This window comes from Streptomyces sp. NPDC052301, from assembly GCF_044593395.1.
Taxonomy (GTDB): Bacteria; Actinomycetota; Actinomycetes; order Streptomycetales; family Streptomycetaceae; genus Streptomyces.
Map to the genome: position 1 here is coordinate 136,889 of NZ_JBIUBE010000001.1, position 16,747 is coordinate 153,635.

A 16,747-nucleotide genomic window follows, 5' to 3' on the forward strand; every position below is an offset into this window, starting at 1 on the left:
TCCCTGCGTGGCGGGGCGCCCGAAGGCCCCGTGTTCGCCCAGCCGGGTGAGCACGGGGGCGGTGGTCACGCCAGGCTCGAACAGCTGGAAGACCTTCGGGCGATGGAGGAGGCCCGGCACACCGCCGGGGTGGCGCCCAGGCGGTGGCACAGGTACTGGCGACGCCCGGCGTCGTCCGTGCCCACGGCCTGGAGACGGCCGCCCGGCCAGGGGCAGATCCACACGTCGCACCAGGCGGGCGGGATGGCCGGGGCGCCGATCCGGGCGAGCTGCTCGGGGCCGGCGAGGGGCTCGCCGGTGTCGTCGGCACAGCGGAAGCCCCGGCCGCAGCGCAGGCTTCTGCAGCCGGGGTCGTCGCAGGAGCCGGTCCGCAGGCGCACGGTCACCTCACGGACGGCGCCAGTCGTCGCCGGTCAGGTGCGAACCGGCCTGCGGGCCCATGCGCAGCATGCCGCCGTCGACGCTCCACGAGGCACCGGTGACGTACGAGGCGTCCGGGCTCGCCAGGAAGGCGATCACGGCGGCGACCTCGCGGGCGTCTCCGGGCCGCCCGAGCGGCACGCCGGGCCGCCGCTCGGTGTGCACGTCGGTGTCCTCCTGGCCGGTCATCGGCGTGGCGATCTCGCCCGGCGCGACCGCGTTCACGGTGATGCCGTACTCGGCGAGCTCCAGGGCCATCACCTGGGTGAGCAGCCCGAGCCCGCCCTTGGCCGCGCAGTACGGGGCCGCGCCGACCCGGGGCTGGTGCTCGTGGACGGAGGTCACGTTGACGATCCGGCCGCCGTCACCCTGCCGGATCATGTGCCGGGCCGCCCGCTGTCCGCACAGGAACGGCCCCACGAGGTCGACGTCGAGGACCCGGCGCACGTCCGCCAGGGTCAGGTCGAGGTAGGGGGTCATGGTGCCCGTGCCGGCGTTGTTGACCAGGACGTCGACGCGGCCGAGGGCGTCGCACAGCTCGTCGACGGTGTCGGCGGCCTCGGGCAGCCGGGTGAGGTCGAGCCGGGCCACCGCGGCACGGCGGCCCTGCGCACGGACCTCCTCCGCGGTCTCCTCGGCGCCCTTCTCGTCGGTGTGCCAGGTGATGCCGACGTCGAGGCCGGCCTCGGCCAGACGTACGGCGGTGGCGCGGCCGATACCGGAGTCCGCCCCGGTGACGATCGCTGCGCTGGGCATGGCCTGCCTCCCTCGGTGACGGTGGGCGGTGACGGTGGGCATCGCAGTACCCGGGGGCGGGGTGGGCAAACGGGACTCGTCTGCCGGCGGCGCCCGCGGGAACCCTGGTGACATGGAACCCGTCGCCGCTCTCGACCGGATCGCCTTCCTCCTGGAGCGGGCGCTCGCGCCCACCTACCGGGTGAAGGCCTTTCGTACGGCCTCTCGCGCACTGGCCGCGCTGCCCGAGGGGGAGGTCGCCGAGCGCGCGGCGGCGGGGACGCTGGAGTCGCTCAAGGGGATCGGGCCCAAGACCGCGCAGGTGGTGCGGGAGGCACTGGCCGGGGAGGTGCCCGGGTATCTGCGCAAGCTGGAGGAGGAGGCCGGCGCGGCGCCCGCCTCGGGTCCCGGGGCCCGGCTGCGGGCGCTGATCCGGGGGGACTGCCACACCCACTCGGACTGGTCCGACGGTGGCAGCCCGATCGAGGAGATGGGGCGGGCCGCGGCCGAGCTGGGCCATGAGTGGACGGTGCTCACCGACCACTCCCCGCGGCTGACCGTGGCCCGCGGGCTGTCGCCGGAGCGGCTGCGGGAGCAGCTGGAGGCGGTGGCGGAGCTGAACGCGCGCTGGGCGCCGTTCCGGCTGCTCACCGGCATCGAGTGCGACATCCTCGAGGACGGCTCGCTGGACCAGGAGCCGGAGCTGCTCGAGCGGCTGGACGTGGTCGTGGTGTCGGTCCACTCCAAGCTGCGGATGGACGCCCGCTCGATGACCCGCCGGATGGTGGCCGCCGTGCGCGATCCGCACGCGGATGTGCTGGGGCACTGCACCGGGCGCCTGGTGACCGGGCGGGGGCGGCCGGAGTCGGAGTTCGACGCGGACCAGGTGTTCGCCGCCTGCGCCGAGTCGGGGACGGCCGTGGAGATCAACAGCCGGCCGGAACGGCTGGACCCGCCGCGCCGGCTGCTGCGCACGGCCGTGGCCGCGGGGGTGCTGTTCTCGGTCGACACCGACGCGCACGCGCCCGGCCAGCTGGACTGGCAGATCCTGGGCTGTGCCCGGGCGGAGGAGTGCGGGGTGCCGCCCGAGCGGGTGGTGACCACCTGGACCGCCGAGGAGCTGCTGGCCTGGACGCGGGAGGGCCGGGTCCCGGCACGCGTGGCGGATGCCTGACGTGGTACCCGGGACGCAGCGAGAGCGAGGAGAGGAACCCCGTATGGACCGTGCCGCCGTGTTCGACGTCGACGGAACCCTCGTCGACACCAATCACCTGCATGTCGTGACCTGGTGGGAGGCGTTCCGGCAGGCCGGGCACGATGTGCCCATGCACGCCGTGCACCGGGCCGTCGGCCTCGGCTCGTCCGACCTGATCGCCCATCTGCTCGGCGACGACCGCGACCGGGAGCAGGACGGCGAGCTGAGCCAGGCGCACACGACGCTGTACGGCCAGTACTTCGACCGGCTGCCCGCCCTGCCGGGGGCCGGCCGGCTGCTGCGGCGGCTGCACCGGGACGGCTGGACGGTCGTCCTCGCCACCTCGGCGAGCGGTCCGGAGCTGGGCGCGCTGCGCCGGGCGATCGACGCGGACGACGCCATCGCCGACACCGCGAGCGCCGACGACGTCGAGGAGGGCAAGCCCGCCCCGGAGCCCGTGGAGCACGCCCTGAAGCTGGCCGGGGTGCCGGCCTCGCGGGCGGTGTTCGTCGGGGACACGGTGTGGGACATGCAAGCCGGGAGCAAGGCCGGGGTGCACTGTGTGGGCGTGCTGTGCGGCGGGATTCCGCGGGCCGACCTGGAGGAGGCCGGGGCGGGGGCGGTGTACGCCGATCCCGCGGACCTGCTGGCGCGGCTCGAGGGGAGTCCGCTGGGCTGAGCGCCGGGAGGGGTGACGCGGGTCACGGGAACGGCCGGAACACCCGTCGGTGGTTGCCTGTTGAACCAACCGTGGGTGCGGATGGGCCGGTGTCCCCGGGCCTCACCTTCTGCCCACAGGGACGATCGTTCGGCTGAAGCCCTGTGGAGCGTCTCGCCGAGAGGCGACCGCCGTCCGTACCCACCGTCTGGCCGCCCCGGTCGTGAACCCCCCGTCACGGCCGGGGCTCTCTTTGCTCAGCGGGCGTCCGCTCCGTTCAACGGGCGTCCGCCGCGGCGCCGACGGGCTCGGCGGCCGGGGCTCGTCCGGCGCCGAGGAACTCCCTGAGGTCCGCCGTGAGCAGTTCCGCGTGCGTGGCGAACAGGCCGTGCCCGCCGTTCTCGTACACCTTCAGGGTGGCACGCGGCGCGAGCCGGGCGAGGCGCTTGCCGGTGAGGGCGAGGGGGGCCGAGGTGTCGTGGGTGCCGTGCACGACGAGCACCGGCAGGTCCAGCGCGGGCAGCTCGTCGGTGAGGTCGAGGGCGGCCACGACGGCCCGGACGCCGGTCGCGGCGCGCGGTGTGGCGACCAGGCAGCGGTCGATCAGGTGACGGACATAGGCCGGGGAGACGTCGTTGCCGGGCTGCTGGACGGCGAAGAAGTCGTCGGCGAAGTGGGTGAACCAGGCGGCCCGGTCGCGGCGGAAGGCCTCCTCGTCGGCGCGCACGGCCGCCGGGTCGATGCCCTCCGGCAGGTTGGGCGAGCGGACGAGCCCGGGGCTGACCGCGGCGACCAGCGCGACCCGGTCCACGCGTGCGGTGCCGTGCCGGGTGAGGCAGCGGATCACCTCGGCGGTGCCGACGGAGTGCCCGATCAAAGTGATTCCGCGCAGGTCGAGGTGGTTGAACAGGCCGTTCAGGTCGTCGGCGAGGGTGTCGAGGTCGTAGCCGGACCAGGTGTCCTCCGAGCGTCCGTGGCCACGCCGGTCCAGGGCCACGCACCGGAATCCGGCCTCCGCGAGCGGGAGCGTCTGGTACTCCCACATCTCGTGGCCGAGGTAGGCACTCGCGACGAAGACGGCGACGGGGCCGGTCGCGGGACCGTGGTCGACGTAGTGCAGACGGGTGCCGTCGACCGGGCTCTCGAAGTACGGCATGGGGGCCTCCTCGGCTGTCCTGACCGGGTGCGACGTGCTCCGTCGCGCTGACGTCCCCGATACTGCCCGGGCCCGGGGCACGGGTCGATTACCTGTCACGTCATGGCCGTCGGGCGCGCAGGCCGCCGGGCCGGGCCGATGGTGTGCAGCGGGGCCCGGCCGGGTGTGTGCGGGACGCGCCCGGGTACCCGGCCGTCCGCCGAAGCCTTCCCGCCGAGAGGAGCCGAAGGTGAGCACTGCAGCGGGCAGCAGGGTGGTCGTGACGGGCGCCACCGGCAATGTCGGGACGAGCGTGGTGCGCCTGCTCTCGGAGGACCCCGGGATCAAGTCGGTGCGGGGACTGGCCCGGCGCACGCCGGAGTGGTCGCCGCCGAAGACCGAGTGGTCCGCGGTCGACATCTCCTCCGAACAGGCCAACCTGGCCGAACGGTTCGAGGGCGCCGACGCCGTCGTCCACCTGGCCTGGGCCTTCCAGCCGACGCACGATCCGGCGACCACCTGGCGGACCAACGTGCTCGGCGGCATACGGGTGTTCGAGGCGGTGGCCGCGGCCCGGGTGCCGGTGCTGGTACACGCCTCCTCCGTGGGCACGTACTCACCGGGCCCGAAGGACCGCCCGGTGGACGAGTCGTGGCCGACGCACGGCTGGCCCGACGCCGCGTACTGCCGCGAGAAGGCCTACCTGGAGCGCACGCTCGACGTGTTCGAGCGGGACCACCCCGAGGTGCGCGTGGTCCGGATGCGCCCGGCGTTCCTGTTCAAGTGGGAGTCGGCGAGCGAGCAACGCCGGATCTTCGGCGGGAAGTTCCTGCCCGGACCGCTCGCCCGGCCGGACCTGCTGCCGTTCCTGCCGGACATCCCGGGCCTCCGGGTGCAGGCCCTGCACACGGACGACGCCGCCGAGGCCTACCGGCTCGCGGTGCACACGGACTCCGCCCGGGGCCCCTTCAACCTGGCCGCCGATCCGCCGCTGGACGCCGGGGTCCTCGCCGAGCTGCTCGGCAGCCGTCCGGTGCGGCTGCCGCGTACGGCGGCCCGGTCGGCGATCGCCGCCGCCTGGGGGCTGCACCTGCTGCCCGCCTCCCCGCATCTGTTCGACGCGGTGCTGCGCCTGCCGCTGATGGACTGCGCCCGGGCCCGCACCGAGCTGGGCTGGCAGCCGCGGTACACGGCGACCGAGGTGTTGCAGGAGTTCCTGAGCGGCCTGCAGAAGGGCGGCGGGACGGACACCGAGCCGATGCGCGGCCGGAAGGTCGGCTGAGCCGGCCCGCCCGGACCCGCGCCCGAAGGGAGGAACGAACGCCATGACCGCAGAGAGGCAGCCCGAGCCCGGCCCGGAGAACGGCCCGGTCCCTAGGGACATGCCCGATCAGCAGGCAGAAGCCGGAGAGGACCGGTGGGACGTCACGCCGCAGCAGGCGGGCGACGAGACCGGGACGGACGGGGACGCGCCCGACCCCGACGAGGCCGGTGCCGGTCCGCGTGGCGCGCCCCGCTCGGGGACGGCCCACCCCGAGCATCCGGCGCCGGACGAGCCGTCGGCCTGAGCGGCCGGCCGCTCAGCGCGGGCTGCGCTCCCTCAGAGCGGCCCGCCAGGCGGGCAGCCGGTCCTCGGCGGCCGGTTCGGGACGCCGTCCGCCGCTGGCGAAGAAGTCGGCCAGCGGCAGGATCGCGGCGCCGACGGTGACCGCGTCGGGTCCGAGCCGGCCCAGGTCGATGGTCACCCGGTCGGCCGGGTGGCGCAGCGCGTACGTCGTGGCGTGGCGGCGTACGGCGGGCAGGAACCGGGCGCCGAGCTGGAGACCGGCCCAGCCTCCGATGAGGATCCGCTCGGGCTGGAACAGGTTGATCAGGTCGGACAGCCCGGCGCCCAGGTACTCGGCGGTCTCCTCCAGCACGGCGAGCGCGACCGGGTCGGGTGCGGTGCCCTCGGGCGGGTAGGCGGCGGCGAGCATGGCGGTGAGCGCGGTCTCCTCGTCGGCGTTCTCGGGCGGCCGGCCGCCCTCCTCCCGCCAGCGGGCGAGGAGCGACTCGGCACCGGCGTAGGCCTCCAGGCAGCCGGGCGCACCGCAGCGGCAGCGCCGCCCGCGGACTCGCACGGTCAGGTGGCCCCATTCGACGGCCCGGCCGTGCTCCACCTCGGGGGTGACCAGACAGGCGCCGACGCCGGAGCCGAACAGCACGACCACGGCGTTGCGCGCGCCGCGTCCCGCGCCGAACCACATCTCGGCCTGGCCCAGGGTCTTGGCGCCGTTGTCGATGAAGTACCGGACCGACTCGGGCAGTGCGGAGGTGGAGCGGAGCAGCTGCTCCAGGGGAACCGCGTCCCAGCCGATGGTCTGCCCGTGCACGACGGCGCCCCGGTCGGGGGTGTGCTCGACGATGCCCGGGACGCCGACACCGACACCGAGCAGCCGCTCGGGTGCGGCCCCCTCGGCGGTGAGGACCTCGGCGACGCCGTCACGGATGTGCCCGGCGATGACGTCGACGTCGTAGCCCTGCACGGCCAACGGGCGCTCGGTGCGGGCGAGTTCGGTGAGGGCCAGGTCGAACAGCTCGACGCGCACGCGGGTCTCGCCGACGTCGACGCCGATCATCTGGCCGCTGTGCGGTGCGACGCGCAGCAGGGTGCGGGGCCGCCCGCCGTCGGAGTCGACGCTGCCGGCCTCCTCGACCAGGCCGTCGGCGACCAGGTCCGCGACCACGTTGCTGACCGAGCCGGAGCTCAGCCCGGTCGCGGGACCCAGTTCGAACCGGCTGAGCGGGCCGTCGAAGTACAGCCGCTGCAGCACCGCCGTGCGGTTGCCCCGCCTCAGATCGCGGACCGTACGCCCGTTGCGCGCCGCCATGTGGCTCCCTTCACGAACCCTGCCCGACCTGCAACATACCCCTTCGGGCAGCAGAAAGGCGATATTTTTCCACCCCTTAGTTCACGCTGTGAGCTAAGTGAGGGGACGCTGCAGCCCCGAGGGTGTCCAGCAGGGCCGGGGACACGTGCGGGTGCCGCCGGTCAGGACCCGCCGGGCCCGTTCCTCCGCGTCCCCCACCGTGCCCCCTCCCGCGCGCGGGTCAGCCCGCCGCGTACACGTCCTCGACGTAACGCCCGTCCGCCACCAGCGAGTCGAGCCAGCGCGCTGCGGTCGCCTCGTCACTCGCGGTGCGTTCCCGGTACAGGGTACGGAACGCCTCGCGGACCCCGGGCGCCATGCGCGCGCCGTCGCCGCAGACGTACACCCGGGCCCCGGCGTTCAGCAGCTCCCACACCTCGTCGGCCTCGGCTGCGATGCGGTGCTGGACGAAGTGGGCGCCGTTCTCGGGGGCCTCGCTGAAGGCCGGGCGCAGCGCGACCGCGCCGGCCTCCTCGGCGGCCCGCAGCTCGGTGGCGTGCAGGAAGTCGGCGCCGGGCGCGTCACAGCCGAAGTAGAGCAGCGCGGCGGGAAGTTCGGCACCGGCACGCCGGGCCTCCACGCGGTCGGCGACGGTGCCGCGGAACGGGGCGAGGCCCGTGCCCGCGGCGACCATCACGACCGGTGCCGAGCCGTCGACCCGGAAGGCCTCGCGGCAGGGCTGGACGCGGGCGTACACGGTGTCTCCGGGCCGGAGGGCGGCGAGGTGGCCGGAGCCCGTGCCCCGGTAGCGGCCCCTGCCGGAGCGGGCGGGCGCGTCGAGCACGGAGACCATGAGGTCCACGTGGCGCGGGCTCGCCGCCGGGGAGGAGGAGACGGAGTAGTGGCGGGGCCTGAGCGGGGTCAGCAGGTCGAGCAGGAGCGGCCAGTGCAGGGCGCCGCACAGGGCGGGGTGGTCCTCGGCCAGCTCCACCAGGGTGCGCGGGTCGTCGTCGGTCGGTGCGGCGAGGGCGGCGCGCTCGGGCGGGCACGGGTCGGCCTCGGCGAGCAGGGCCCGCTGCCGGGCGGTGGGCCGCTCCTGCACCTCGACGTGGTGGGTGAGCAGTTCCCGCACCGTGACCGGCCGGTCCACGGCGAGCCCTCCCCCACGCTCGGCCGCGCTCGGGCGGGTCGCCCGGATGTCCAGGACGGCGTCGGGGTCGAGGCCGAACGCGGCGACGGCACGGTCCACGACGTCGGGGGCGTTGGCGGGCAGCACGGTGAGGTGGTCGGCGGTCCGGTAGGTGACGCCCTCGGGCAGGGCGATGCGCAGGAAGCGCTTGGTGCGCGGGTGGCCCGGCGCGGTGAGGTCGCGGACCTCGGTGACCGTCATCGGGACCAGCTCGTGCCGTTCGGCGAGGGCGTCCAGAGGGCCGCCGTCCAGGGTGCGGACCGCGTAGGCGTGGGCCGGCTCCTCGGCCGGGGTGCCCTGCGGTGCGTCGGGGTCGCCGTACTCGGTCAGGAGTGCCGTGCGCAGCCGGGCCGTGAAGTCCCGCACGGTGCCGCCCAGGTCGCCGGAGGCGTCGGCGGCGGCGCGGCCGGTGAGCCGGGTCGCGCCGAGTTCGGCGAGGCGGGCGTCGATGCGCGTGGGGACCTGCTGGTAGGTGGCGGCCCAGTTGCGGTCGCCGACGCCGAGGACGGCGTACGTCACGCCGGTCAGGCCGGGGGTGCCGTCGAGCCACGCGGTGAAGGCGCGGGCGTCGTCGGTGGGGCGGCCGTTGTAGGAGGCGGCGGTGATGATCACGGGCCTGTCGGTGGGCAGCCCGTCGGCGTAGGCGTCCAGGGCGGCGACCTCGGTGGCGCAGCCGACGGCGGCGGCCTCGTCGGCGAGCTGGGCGGCGAAGGCCCGGCAGGTGCCGTAGTTGCTGCCGTGCAGGAAGAGGGCGCCGGTGCCGGGGCGGACCCGGGCCGGGAGGGTGTCCGGCGCAAAGGTGCGGCCGGCCTGTGCGGGGACGGCGCCGGGCAGCGGGGTGTGGACGCGGTCGGCGGCGGTGCGCGGGGTGAGCGTGAGGGTGAAGCCCTCGGGTTTGAGGGTGAGGGTCTCCTTGACGGTGAGCCGGTAGTCGGCGTGGTCGTGCAGCCGGTAGCGGTGGACCAGCACGGCGAGCAGCATCGTCGCCTCGTGCAGCGCGAACTGCCGTCCGATGCAGGCGCGTTCACCGGTTCCGAACGGCTTGAAGGCATGCACCGGGCGGCCCGCCTCGGCCTCGGCGGTGAACCGCTCGGGGTCGAACAGCTCCGGGTTGTCGCCCCACACCGGCTGCCGGTGGAGCATCGGCGCGAGCACGGTGACGGCCTGTCCGGCGCGCATCGGGATCCGGCCGCCGAGCAGGGTGTCCTCGCGGGCGTGCCGGCTGAACGCGGCTGCCGTCGGCCACAGCCGCAGCGCCTCGTTGAGGACCTGGCGGGTGTAGGTGAGCCGGCCGATGTCCTCGTACGACGGCTCCGGGTCGGCCGCATCACCCCACAGCGCGTCGGCCTCGCGCTGCACCAGCCGGAGCACGGACGGGTGCTTGGCGAGGTAGTACAGGGCGAAGGACATCGCGCCGGAGGTGGTCTCGTGACCGGCGATCAGGAAGGTGATGACCTGGTTGCGGATGTTGGCCGCGTCCAGGGTGGTGCCGTCGGCCGGGTGGGGCGCGCTGAGCATCAGCCCGAGGAGGTCCGTGGCGCCGCTCCGGTCGGTTCCCGTGCGGGCGGCGATCACGTCGTCGACGACACCGGCGAGGTAGTCGGCGTCCGCCCGGAAGGCCGCGTCGGCCGCCGAGTGGTCCTGGCCGGGGGTGCGGGCCAGGCGGGTCATGCTCCACTCCAGGCAGCGGACCATCGACTCCACGAAGGGGTGCGGCTCGGCCCGCTCGAAGGAACCGAAGTCGTAGCCGAACCCGGCGAGCCCGATGGTGTCGAGGGTCATCCGGGTCATGTCGTCCGGGACCTCGACCGGCCGCCCGTCGCGGGCCGCGCGGTCCCAGGAGTCGATGAGCCGGCGGGCCACCTGGAGCATCACCGGGTGGTAGGTGCGCATGGAGCCGAGCGCGAAGGCGGGCATCAGGATGGCGTGCGCCTTAGCCCAGTTGGGCTCGTCGTCGTACGCCGTGAACAGCCCGTCGGCGGCGAAGGCGCGGACGTTCTCCAGCGCGGGTCCGATGTGCTTGGCGAACCGCTGCTCGTCGGCCAGGTCGGCGACCAGGTCCGCGTCGGCGACGAACATCGCGTCCCGCCCGTGCAGTCGGCGCACCAGCACCGGGCCGTGGGTCCGCATGAGCTCCATGACCTGCTGGACGGGGGTACGGCCGGGACCGGTGGCGGTGATGTCGACGACGGGGACGCCGGGCAGGGTTGCGGCCGGGTCGAGGTGCAGTGCGGTGGGGGGCATGACGCGACAACTGCCTTTCGCGGTAACGGAGTACTCGCGGTAACCGAGTACTGCGTCCCAGGGTGGTCCGCTCCCCGGGGGGCACCGGGCGCCGGCGCTACAGAATCGTGCAGTCAAAAGTCGGCCGCAGGGCTTGCGCACTGCTGTCGAGTTGTCGCTGACCTGGGTCTTCGTCTTGGATGAGAGGGCGTTGAGATCGGGTCGGACCTGACGGGGGTGGGGGCGTGGACATGGGCCGGGGCGACGCCGTGGTCTGGCGCAACCGCGCCATGACCCTGTTCGACCGCGTCTCGGTGCCGGTCGCGGTGTGCGACGTGTACGGGCAGGTGGTGCTGGCCAATCCCGCGATGTCCGCGGAGGTCGGCACGACGCCGGGGCGGCTGCGGGGCCGGGACGTGCTGGAACTGTTCCGCCCCCAGGAGGCCGGCCAGGTGGAGCGGATCGCCGAGGCGCTGCGGCTGCGGCGCCGCTCGCGGTACCAGGTGTCGGTGCGCTGGGCGGCGCCCGGCGGGACCGAGCGGTACGGAGAGCTGACGGCGGACCCGGTGAGCGACAGCGTGGAGGAGACACCGGCACTGCTGGTGATGCTCCGGGTCCGGGGCGAGTGCGCGGCACGGCAGGAGCCCGTGCCGGCGCCGGTCACGCCGGTGGAGGGGCGGGTGCTGGCGCTGCTGGCCGGGGGTGCCACGACGGCCCGGGCCGCCCGCGACCTGGGGCTGACGGTGGACGGCGTGAACTACCACCTGCGCCGCCTGTCGACCCGCTGGAACGCGTCCAACCGCACGGAACTCGTGGCCCGCGCCTACGCCGTGGGCGTCCTCGTCCCCGGTGTGTGGCCCCCGGAACCAGGGTCGACGGAGCCGGGTACGACGGCCCCGCGGTAGCCGAGGCAGGACGCGCCCGCGGCCGAGACCGTCCGGCGCCGTCGTACGCGCCGCCGAAGATGCGGCTCTCCCGGCGCGTGCGGTCGCCGCGGGGTGAGCGGTGCGGCCTCCGTCGCTGGTGCCGGTGACGTACTGCGAGTGGGACGCACCGTGCCGGGCCGGCTTCTGGAGGATCGGCAGTCCGGCGGAGACCCGGTCAGGATGGAAGTGCAGCGTGATGCGCGGGTCCGGGCCGGGCGGAGGCCCGACCACCCCCGCGGCCACATGGTCCAGCGCCCGCCGGGCACGCGGCCCGATCTCCCCGAAATCCATTGGCCCACCTCCCCTTTGGCTATTTAGGCTAGCCGTTAGCCTAGAACCCCTAGGTTGTGGCGACGAATCCGGAAGGATCCCCCTCATGAGATCGCTCACCGAGCAGGACATCCGCAACTCGTTCGTGAACTGCTCCAAGGGGGAGGCCAAGCGCCTGGCGGTCCCGCGCGACCTCGACGAACGGCCCTGGGACGATCTGGACTTCCTCGGCTGGCGCGACCCCGGCGCACCCGACCGCAGTTACCTGGTCACCGAGCGGGACGGCCGGCTCGTCGGCATCACCCTGCGTTTCCCGGCCTCGCAGCGCGGATTCCTGCACCGCAGCATGTGCTCGCTGTGTCTGACCACGCATCCCGGCGGCGGTGTGTCGCTGATGACGGCGAGGAAGGCGGGCACCGCGGGCCGCGAGGGCAACTCGGTGGGCCTGTACATGTGCACGGACCTGGCGTGTTCGCTGTACGTACGCGGCCGGAAGGTGCCCGAGTCCGGTGGGCGGTTCGAGGAGAGCCTGACTTTGGAGGAGCAGATCGCCCGGACGGCGGGCAACCTGTCCTCCTTCCTCGACAAGCTCTGGGTCTGACTCCGCCCGTACCCCCCACGCGCCCGTGACATCCCGTCCTCCCTCTTCCAGCACGTTCGACGCACCCGAGGAACGGGAACAGGCGAAAGGATGCACGACGTACGCAAGTGGACCAAGGGACTGCTGAGCCTGCTGGAGCGCCGCCGCAAGCCGGTGGTCGTCCAGACGCTGCGGTCGGCCGCGGCGGCGACCGTCGCCTATGTGATCGCGCTGCGGCTGAGTCCCGAGCCGGCCCCGCTGACCGCACCGCTGACGGCCCTGCTCGTCGTCCAGGTGACCTTCTACGCCACCCTCACCAACGGCATCCGCCGGGTGAACTCGGTGGTGGCGGGAGTCCTGGTCGCCATCGCCTTCAGCGTGCTGGTGGGGCTGACCTGGTGGAGTCTCGCGCTGCTGATCGTGGCGGCGCTGGCCGTCGGACATCTGGTGCGGGTCGACGAATACGTGGCCGAGGTGGCGATCAGCGCCATGCTGGTGCTCGGGGTGACCACCATCGGCTTCACCGCGTGGGCGCGGATCGTGGAAACGCTGATCGGCGCGGTCGTCGGGACGGCCTGCAACCTTCTGCTGCCGCCACCGGTGTGGGTGGACGAGGCGGGCCGGTCGATCGAGGACATGGCCCGCCGGGTGCGGCAGCTGATGCTGCGGATGGGCGAGGAGGCCGCCGGCCGGACCCCCTGGGAGCAGGCGGCCGAGCGGCTGCACGAGGCACGCCGGCTGGACCAGGACATCGCCCAGGTGGACGCGGTGCTCCGGCAGGCGGAGGACAGCCTGCGGCTCAATCCGCGGGTCAAGGAGGGGCTGCTGCACCGGGTGGTGCTGCGCACCGGTCTGGACACGCTGGAGATCTGCACGGTCGTCCTGCGGGTACTGGCCCGCTCCTTCACCGACCTGGCCAAGGCCCGTGGCTCCGAGGAGCTCTTCCCGCCGCCGGTCGGGGAGACCGTGGAGCAGCTGCTGTCGGAGATCGCCGACGCGATCGTGAGCTTCGCCGTGCTGGTGACCACCCATCTGAGTGAGAACGCCGAGTCCGCGGAGGCCCGGCTGACGGCCGAGCTGCACACCGCGGCCGGCACCCGCGACCGGCTGGCCGAGCTGCTCAAGGAGCAGATCGGCAAGGACTGGGCGAACTGGCAGCTGCTGGGCGCGGTGCTGACCGAGACGACCCGGATCATCGACGAGATGAACACCGAGCACCGCACCCGCCGGCTGCTGGAGGAGCTGGACCGGGTCTCGCGGGAGCAGCGGGAGAAACTGCCGCGGATGACCCGGCTGCGGGAACGGCTCGGCGTCCAGGAGGAGCTGTGGCGGAACCGCGCGGGGTTCGGCGAGCGTTCTCTGTGAGGGCGGTGCCGGGCGGGGCTCGGTGCCGCCCATGCCGGACGGGCTCGGTGCGAAGGGTGCCGGGGCGGGCCGGCGCACAGAGCGAGGGGGCGACCGGATGGCCGGTTCCGGGGTGAACGTCGACGGGAACACACTGCGGCTGCCCGGCGGGGTGGCGGTGCGGTTCATCCGCACGCTGCGGCTGCCGGAGACGGGCACGCATCCGCTGCCGCCGGGGCTGGGCGAGTTCCCGGTCCGGCGGGTCGAGGACTACGCGGACACCGTCCCCGAGGCGTGGCGGGCGCGCGGTGGCGTGATGCTCCCGGTGTACCTGCGCGAGGCGATGTGGCTGAGCTTCTCGGGTTCACGGGAGCCGGCCGCGCTGCAGGTCGGGGTCGGGAAGGTGTGCGCGGTGTCCGGCCGGCCGTGGAGCGACCGTCTCGCCCGGGGTCCGCAGAACTATGTGGTGCTGCCCCGCCAGCCCTGGCTGGACGGCATCAACTCCGGCACGGGCACGGTCCGCCAGTTCGTCGCCGTGCCGCTGGGCCTGGGCGCGACGGTGGAGGGGCAGGTCACCGGCGAGGAGGTGTGGGGCGGGGTGCAGCTGCAGTCGTTCCCGCTGCAGGAGCCCCTGCTCGCCGAGTGGCGGCGCCGCGAGCGGGAGCGGGAGGAGGCGCGGCGCAGGGCCCTGTCGGCCGGGCCTGCGGGCGGGTACGGCGTGCCGATGATGGCGTCCGCGCCGGGCGGCCCCCCGCCCGCGATGCCGGCCGCCCCCGGCGCGGCGAGCCCGCCGCGGGCCGGCGGTGCGGCGCCCGCCGCAGCGATGGGCCTGGGCGTCGGCGGCTCGATGCGGCAGGAGGTCTACCGGGACGACCGGCCGCTCACGGACTGGTCCGAGAAGCCCGCGGGGCGGGTCTTCGTGCACCTGGTCACCCCGCCGGAGTGGCGCCGGATCACCGGCGAGGCGCCGCCGCCGTCCCCGGTGGACCGGGCGGCGTACACGCGGGCGGGGCTGCCCTGGTACGACTACTACGACGCGGACGCGGCGGACCTCGCCCCGACGGACACCCTTCGGACGGTCAAGCCGGTGGGTGACTGGCTCGGGGACGACCTGGACCCGTGGCAGGCGCCGTCGCCCGGGCAGGTCGCCCCGCTGAAGGACGCGCCGGGCAAGCCGGTCGAGGACGGGGAGTGGTGATTCCCGTCGCGTTTCGTGCCCCGGCCGGTGCCGGGCTTGCCCGCGCGGACCGGCACGGGTCAGGGTGGCTGTCACGACCGGGGCGGCCGACGCCCTGAGGTGCGGCACGGACGCGAAAGGCACTGGCGGTGCGCGAAGGCTGGAGCAGGCGCCGGTTCGTCGGGGCCGTGGCGGGCGCGGCGGCCGTGCTGGTGATGCCGTCCCCGGCGGCCCCGCCGACGGCGACGGACCGGCCGGCGGCCCCCGTACCGGCCGCCGGGCGGCGACCGGCCGCCGGCCCGCCGCCCGGGCCCCGGCCGCTGTTCATCGGTACGTACACCTCCGCCGAGGGCGGCGGCACCGGCATCGGGCTGGCCTCGTACGACCCGGTGTCCGGCCGCATCACCGGCTCCGGCACGCTCACCGGGGTTCCCGACCCGTCGTATCTCGCCGTGCATCCGGACGGGCGCACGCTGTACGCGGTGGACGAGCGCCAGGACGGCGGGCTGACGGCCGTGCGCCTCGCGGACCGGCGGCCGCTCGGCACCCGGGACAGCGGCGGCGCGGGCCCCTGCCATCTGTCGGTGCATCCGTCGGGGCGCTGGCTGCTGAGCGCCGACTACGGCTCGGGGAGTGTCGCGGTGCACCCGGTGGACGCCTCGGGCGCCCTGGGCGAGCGCACCGACCTGGTCACGCACTCCTCCCCGGCGCCGGGCCCGGGGCAGCAGGGTCCGCACGCCCACCAGTTCGTCACCGGCCCGGACGGCGGACACGTCCTCGCCGTCGACCTCGGCACCGATACGGTCTACAGCTACCGTCTCGACCAGACGAAGGGCACACTCACGGAGGTGGCGCGGGCGCACGCCCGGCCCGGTGCGGGCCCCCGCCATCTGACCTTCCACCCGGGCGGCCGGTACGCGTACCTGGCCAACGAGGTGGACGACACGGTGGCCGTGTGTGCCTACGACCCGCGGACCGGCCGCCTGACGATCGGCGAGCCGCAGTCGACGGGGTCGAGCGGAGGCACCAACTACCCTGCGCAGTTCCTGGTGACGGCGAACGGCCGGTACGCGTTCCTGGCCAACCGGGGCGACGACAGCCTGGCACGGTACGCGGTCGAGGACGGCGGAGCCCGGCTGCGGCTGCTCGGCACGGTGCCCGTCGGCGGGGACTTCCCGCGGCAGATCGCCTTCTCACCCGACGGCGGGCTGCTGTTCGCGGCGAACCAGCGCTCCGGGACGGTCACCGTCTTCCACGTCGACGCGGACCGCGGCGAACTGCTCCGGGCGGGCGAGCCGTTCGCCTCACCCGTCGCCGTCTGCGCGCTGCCGCTGTAGCGGGCGGGGGCAGACGGCGGCGCTCGCCTGGTTCAGCAGGGCATGCATCCGCTCGGTGAGCTGGGTGACGTCGTCGGCGGGCGTGTGGAAGGGCAGCCGTACGTCGCCGTGGGCGCGGGTGCGCTCGATGCGCAGGGTCAGCCCGTGCCGGTCGACGGCGAGCGGCACCACCCGGGTCGCGGCGTGCAGGCTCTCCGGCCGCACCAGGCGGGTGAGCCGCTCGACGGCGTCCGGATGGGCGTCGGCGAGGTGGGTGAGCAGCCGGGCCTCCTCGGCGGCGAGCGGGTCGGGCCGGGCGGCGGTGAACTCGTCGAGGCCGACGACCACGGCCCCGGAGGGCTGTCGCAGCACGACCCGGGTGGGCCGGAAGCGCAGGGAGCCCTCAAACGGCGCGAACCAGCCGGCCAGCCACAGCCGGGCGCGGATCCGGCTGCGGACCGGGACGGGGGCCACGTCGGCGAACTCCAGCACGGCGGAGGGCTCCTGGCGCGGGGCGCACAGCGTGGCGGCCCACAGGGCGCTGTCGTCGGGGACGCCCAGCACCACCTCGCCGTCGTCCGTCACGGTGTGCGCACCGACGTACTCCTCGCGGGTGCCGTCCGCGGTCACCGCACACGACCACGCGACGGCCGGCACCGACCGGGCCCGTTCCGCCGCGCCGGGTGCGGCCGTCCAGTCCTGTGTGTCACCCATCCCGAGACCTCCTTAG

At 74.7% G+C, this 16,747-nt stretch carries 15 protein-coding genes; 9 read left to right on the top strand and 6 right to left on the bottom strand.

Annotated features, from left to right (window positions below):
- Window positions 1–65 precede the first annotated feature (65 nt).
- Window positions 66–380 carry a hypothetical protein gene (locus tag ACIHEJ_RS00650; RefSeq protein ID WP_400130996.1) on the bottom strand — a complete coding sequence of 105 codons (315 nt, stop codon included), beginning with the start codon at window positions 378–380 and terminating at the stop codon, window positions 66–68.
- 7 nt (window positions 381–387) lie between these two features.
- On the bottom strand, window positions 388–1,176 hold the full coding sequence (locus tag ACIHEJ_RS00655) for an SDR family oxidoreductase (RefSeq protein WP_400130998.1): 789 nt from the start codon (window positions 1,174–1,176) through the stop codon (window positions 388–390).
- A 112-nt stretch (window positions 1,177–1,288) separates the two neighbouring features.
- Between ACIHEJ_RS00655 and ACIHEJ_RS00660 the strand changes: the two genes are divergently transcribed.
- Window positions 1,289–2,329, top strand: coding sequence for a PHP domain-containing protein (locus tag ACIHEJ_RS00660; protein ID WP_400131000.1), 1,041 nt, complete (start codon window positions 1,289–1,291; stop codon window positions 2,327–2,329).
- Between the two features lie 43 nt (window positions 2,330–2,372).
- Window positions 2,373–3,029, top strand: coding sequence for an HAD family hydrolase (locus ACIHEJ_RS00665; protein ID WP_400131001.1), 657 nt, complete (start codon window positions 2,373–2,375; stop codon window positions 3,027–3,029).
- A gap of 256 nt (window positions 3,030–3,285) precedes the next feature.
- On the opposite strand, the gene ACIHEJ_RS00670 is transcribed toward ACIHEJ_RS00665, so the two are convergent.
- Window positions 3,286–4,164, bottom strand: coding sequence for an alpha/beta fold hydrolase (locus ACIHEJ_RS00670; RefSeq protein WP_400131002.1), 879 nt, complete (start codon window positions 4,162–4,164; stop codon window positions 3,286–3,288).
- Between the two features lie 229 nt (window positions 4,165–4,393).
- Between ACIHEJ_RS00670 and ACIHEJ_RS00675 the strand changes: the two genes are divergently transcribed.
- Entirely contained in the window at window positions 4,394–5,425 is a 1,032-nt protein-coding gene (locus ACIHEJ_RS00675) for an SDR family oxidoreductase (protein ID WP_400131004.1), read from the top strand.
- 43 nt (window positions 5,426–5,468) lie between these two features.
- On the top strand, window positions 5,469–5,711 hold the full coding sequence (locus tag ACIHEJ_RS00680) for a hypothetical protein (RefSeq protein ID WP_400131006.1): 243 nt from the start codon (window positions 5,469–5,471) through the stop codon (window positions 5,709–5,711).
- A gap of 12 nt (window positions 5,712–5,723) precedes the next feature.
- On the opposite strand, the gene ACIHEJ_RS00685 is transcribed toward ACIHEJ_RS00680, so the two are convergent.
- The gene (locus ACIHEJ_RS00685) at window positions 5,724–7,013 is read right to left on the bottom strand and encodes an ROK family protein (RefSeq protein WP_400131007.1); all 1,290 of its coding nucleotides are present in this window, start codon (window positions 7,011–7,013) and stop codon (window positions 5,724–5,726) included.
- A gap of 220 nt (window positions 7,014–7,233) precedes the next feature.
- The gene (locus tag ACIHEJ_RS00690) at window positions 7,234–10,425 is read right to left on the bottom strand and encodes a cytochrome P450 (protein WP_400131008.1); all 3,192 of its coding nucleotides are present in this window, start codon (window positions 10,423–10,425) and stop codon (window positions 7,234–7,236) included.
- Window positions 10,426–10,655: 230 nt separating this feature from the next.
- Between ACIHEJ_RS00690 and ACIHEJ_RS00695 the strand changes: the two genes are divergently transcribed.
- The 5 genes from ACIHEJ_RS00695 (at window position 10,656) to ACIHEJ_RS00715 (ending at window position 16,038) form a co-directional block, all read left to right on the top strand.
- Entirely contained in the window at window positions 10,656–11,309 is a 654-nt protein-coding gene (locus ACIHEJ_RS00695) for a PAS domain-containing protein (RefSeq protein ID WP_400131761.1), read from the top strand.
- 397 nt (window positions 11,310–11,706) lie between these two features.
- A complete protein-coding gene (locus ACIHEJ_RS00700) occupies window positions 11,707–12,201 on the top strand; it encodes an FBP domain-containing protein (protein ID WP_400131010.1) in 495 nt (164 codons plus the stop codon).
- Between the two features lie 90 nt (window positions 12,202–12,291).
- Window positions 12,292–13,545 (top strand): aromatic acid exporter family protein, encoded by a 1,254-nt coding sequence (locus tag ACIHEJ_RS00705; RefSeq protein WP_400131012.1) that lies wholly within the window; start codon window positions 12,292–12,294, stop codon window positions 13,543–13,545.
- A 97-nt stretch (window positions 13,546–13,642) separates the two neighbouring features.
- Window positions 13,643–14,722 carry a hypothetical protein gene (locus tag ACIHEJ_RS00710; protein ID WP_400131014.1) on the top strand — a complete coding sequence of 360 codons (1,080 nt, stop codon included), beginning with the start codon at window positions 13,643–13,645 and terminating at the stop codon, window positions 14,720–14,722.
- Window positions 14,723–14,916: 194 nt separating this feature from the next.
- Window positions 14,917–16,038 (top strand): lactonase family protein, encoded by a 1,122-nt coding sequence (locus ACIHEJ_RS00715; RefSeq protein ID WP_400131763.1) that lies wholly within the window; start codon window positions 14,917–14,919, stop codon window positions 16,036–16,038.
- On the opposite strand, the gene ACIHEJ_RS00720 is transcribed toward ACIHEJ_RS00715, so the two are convergent.
- Entirely contained in the window at window positions 16,006–16,731 is a 726-nt protein-coding gene (locus ACIHEJ_RS00720; protein ID WP_400131015.1) for a DUF2470 domain-containing protein, read from the bottom strand. The genes ACIHEJ_RS00715 and ACIHEJ_RS00720 overlap by 33 nt on opposite strands.
- Window positions 16,732–16,747 lie beyond the last annotated feature (16 nt).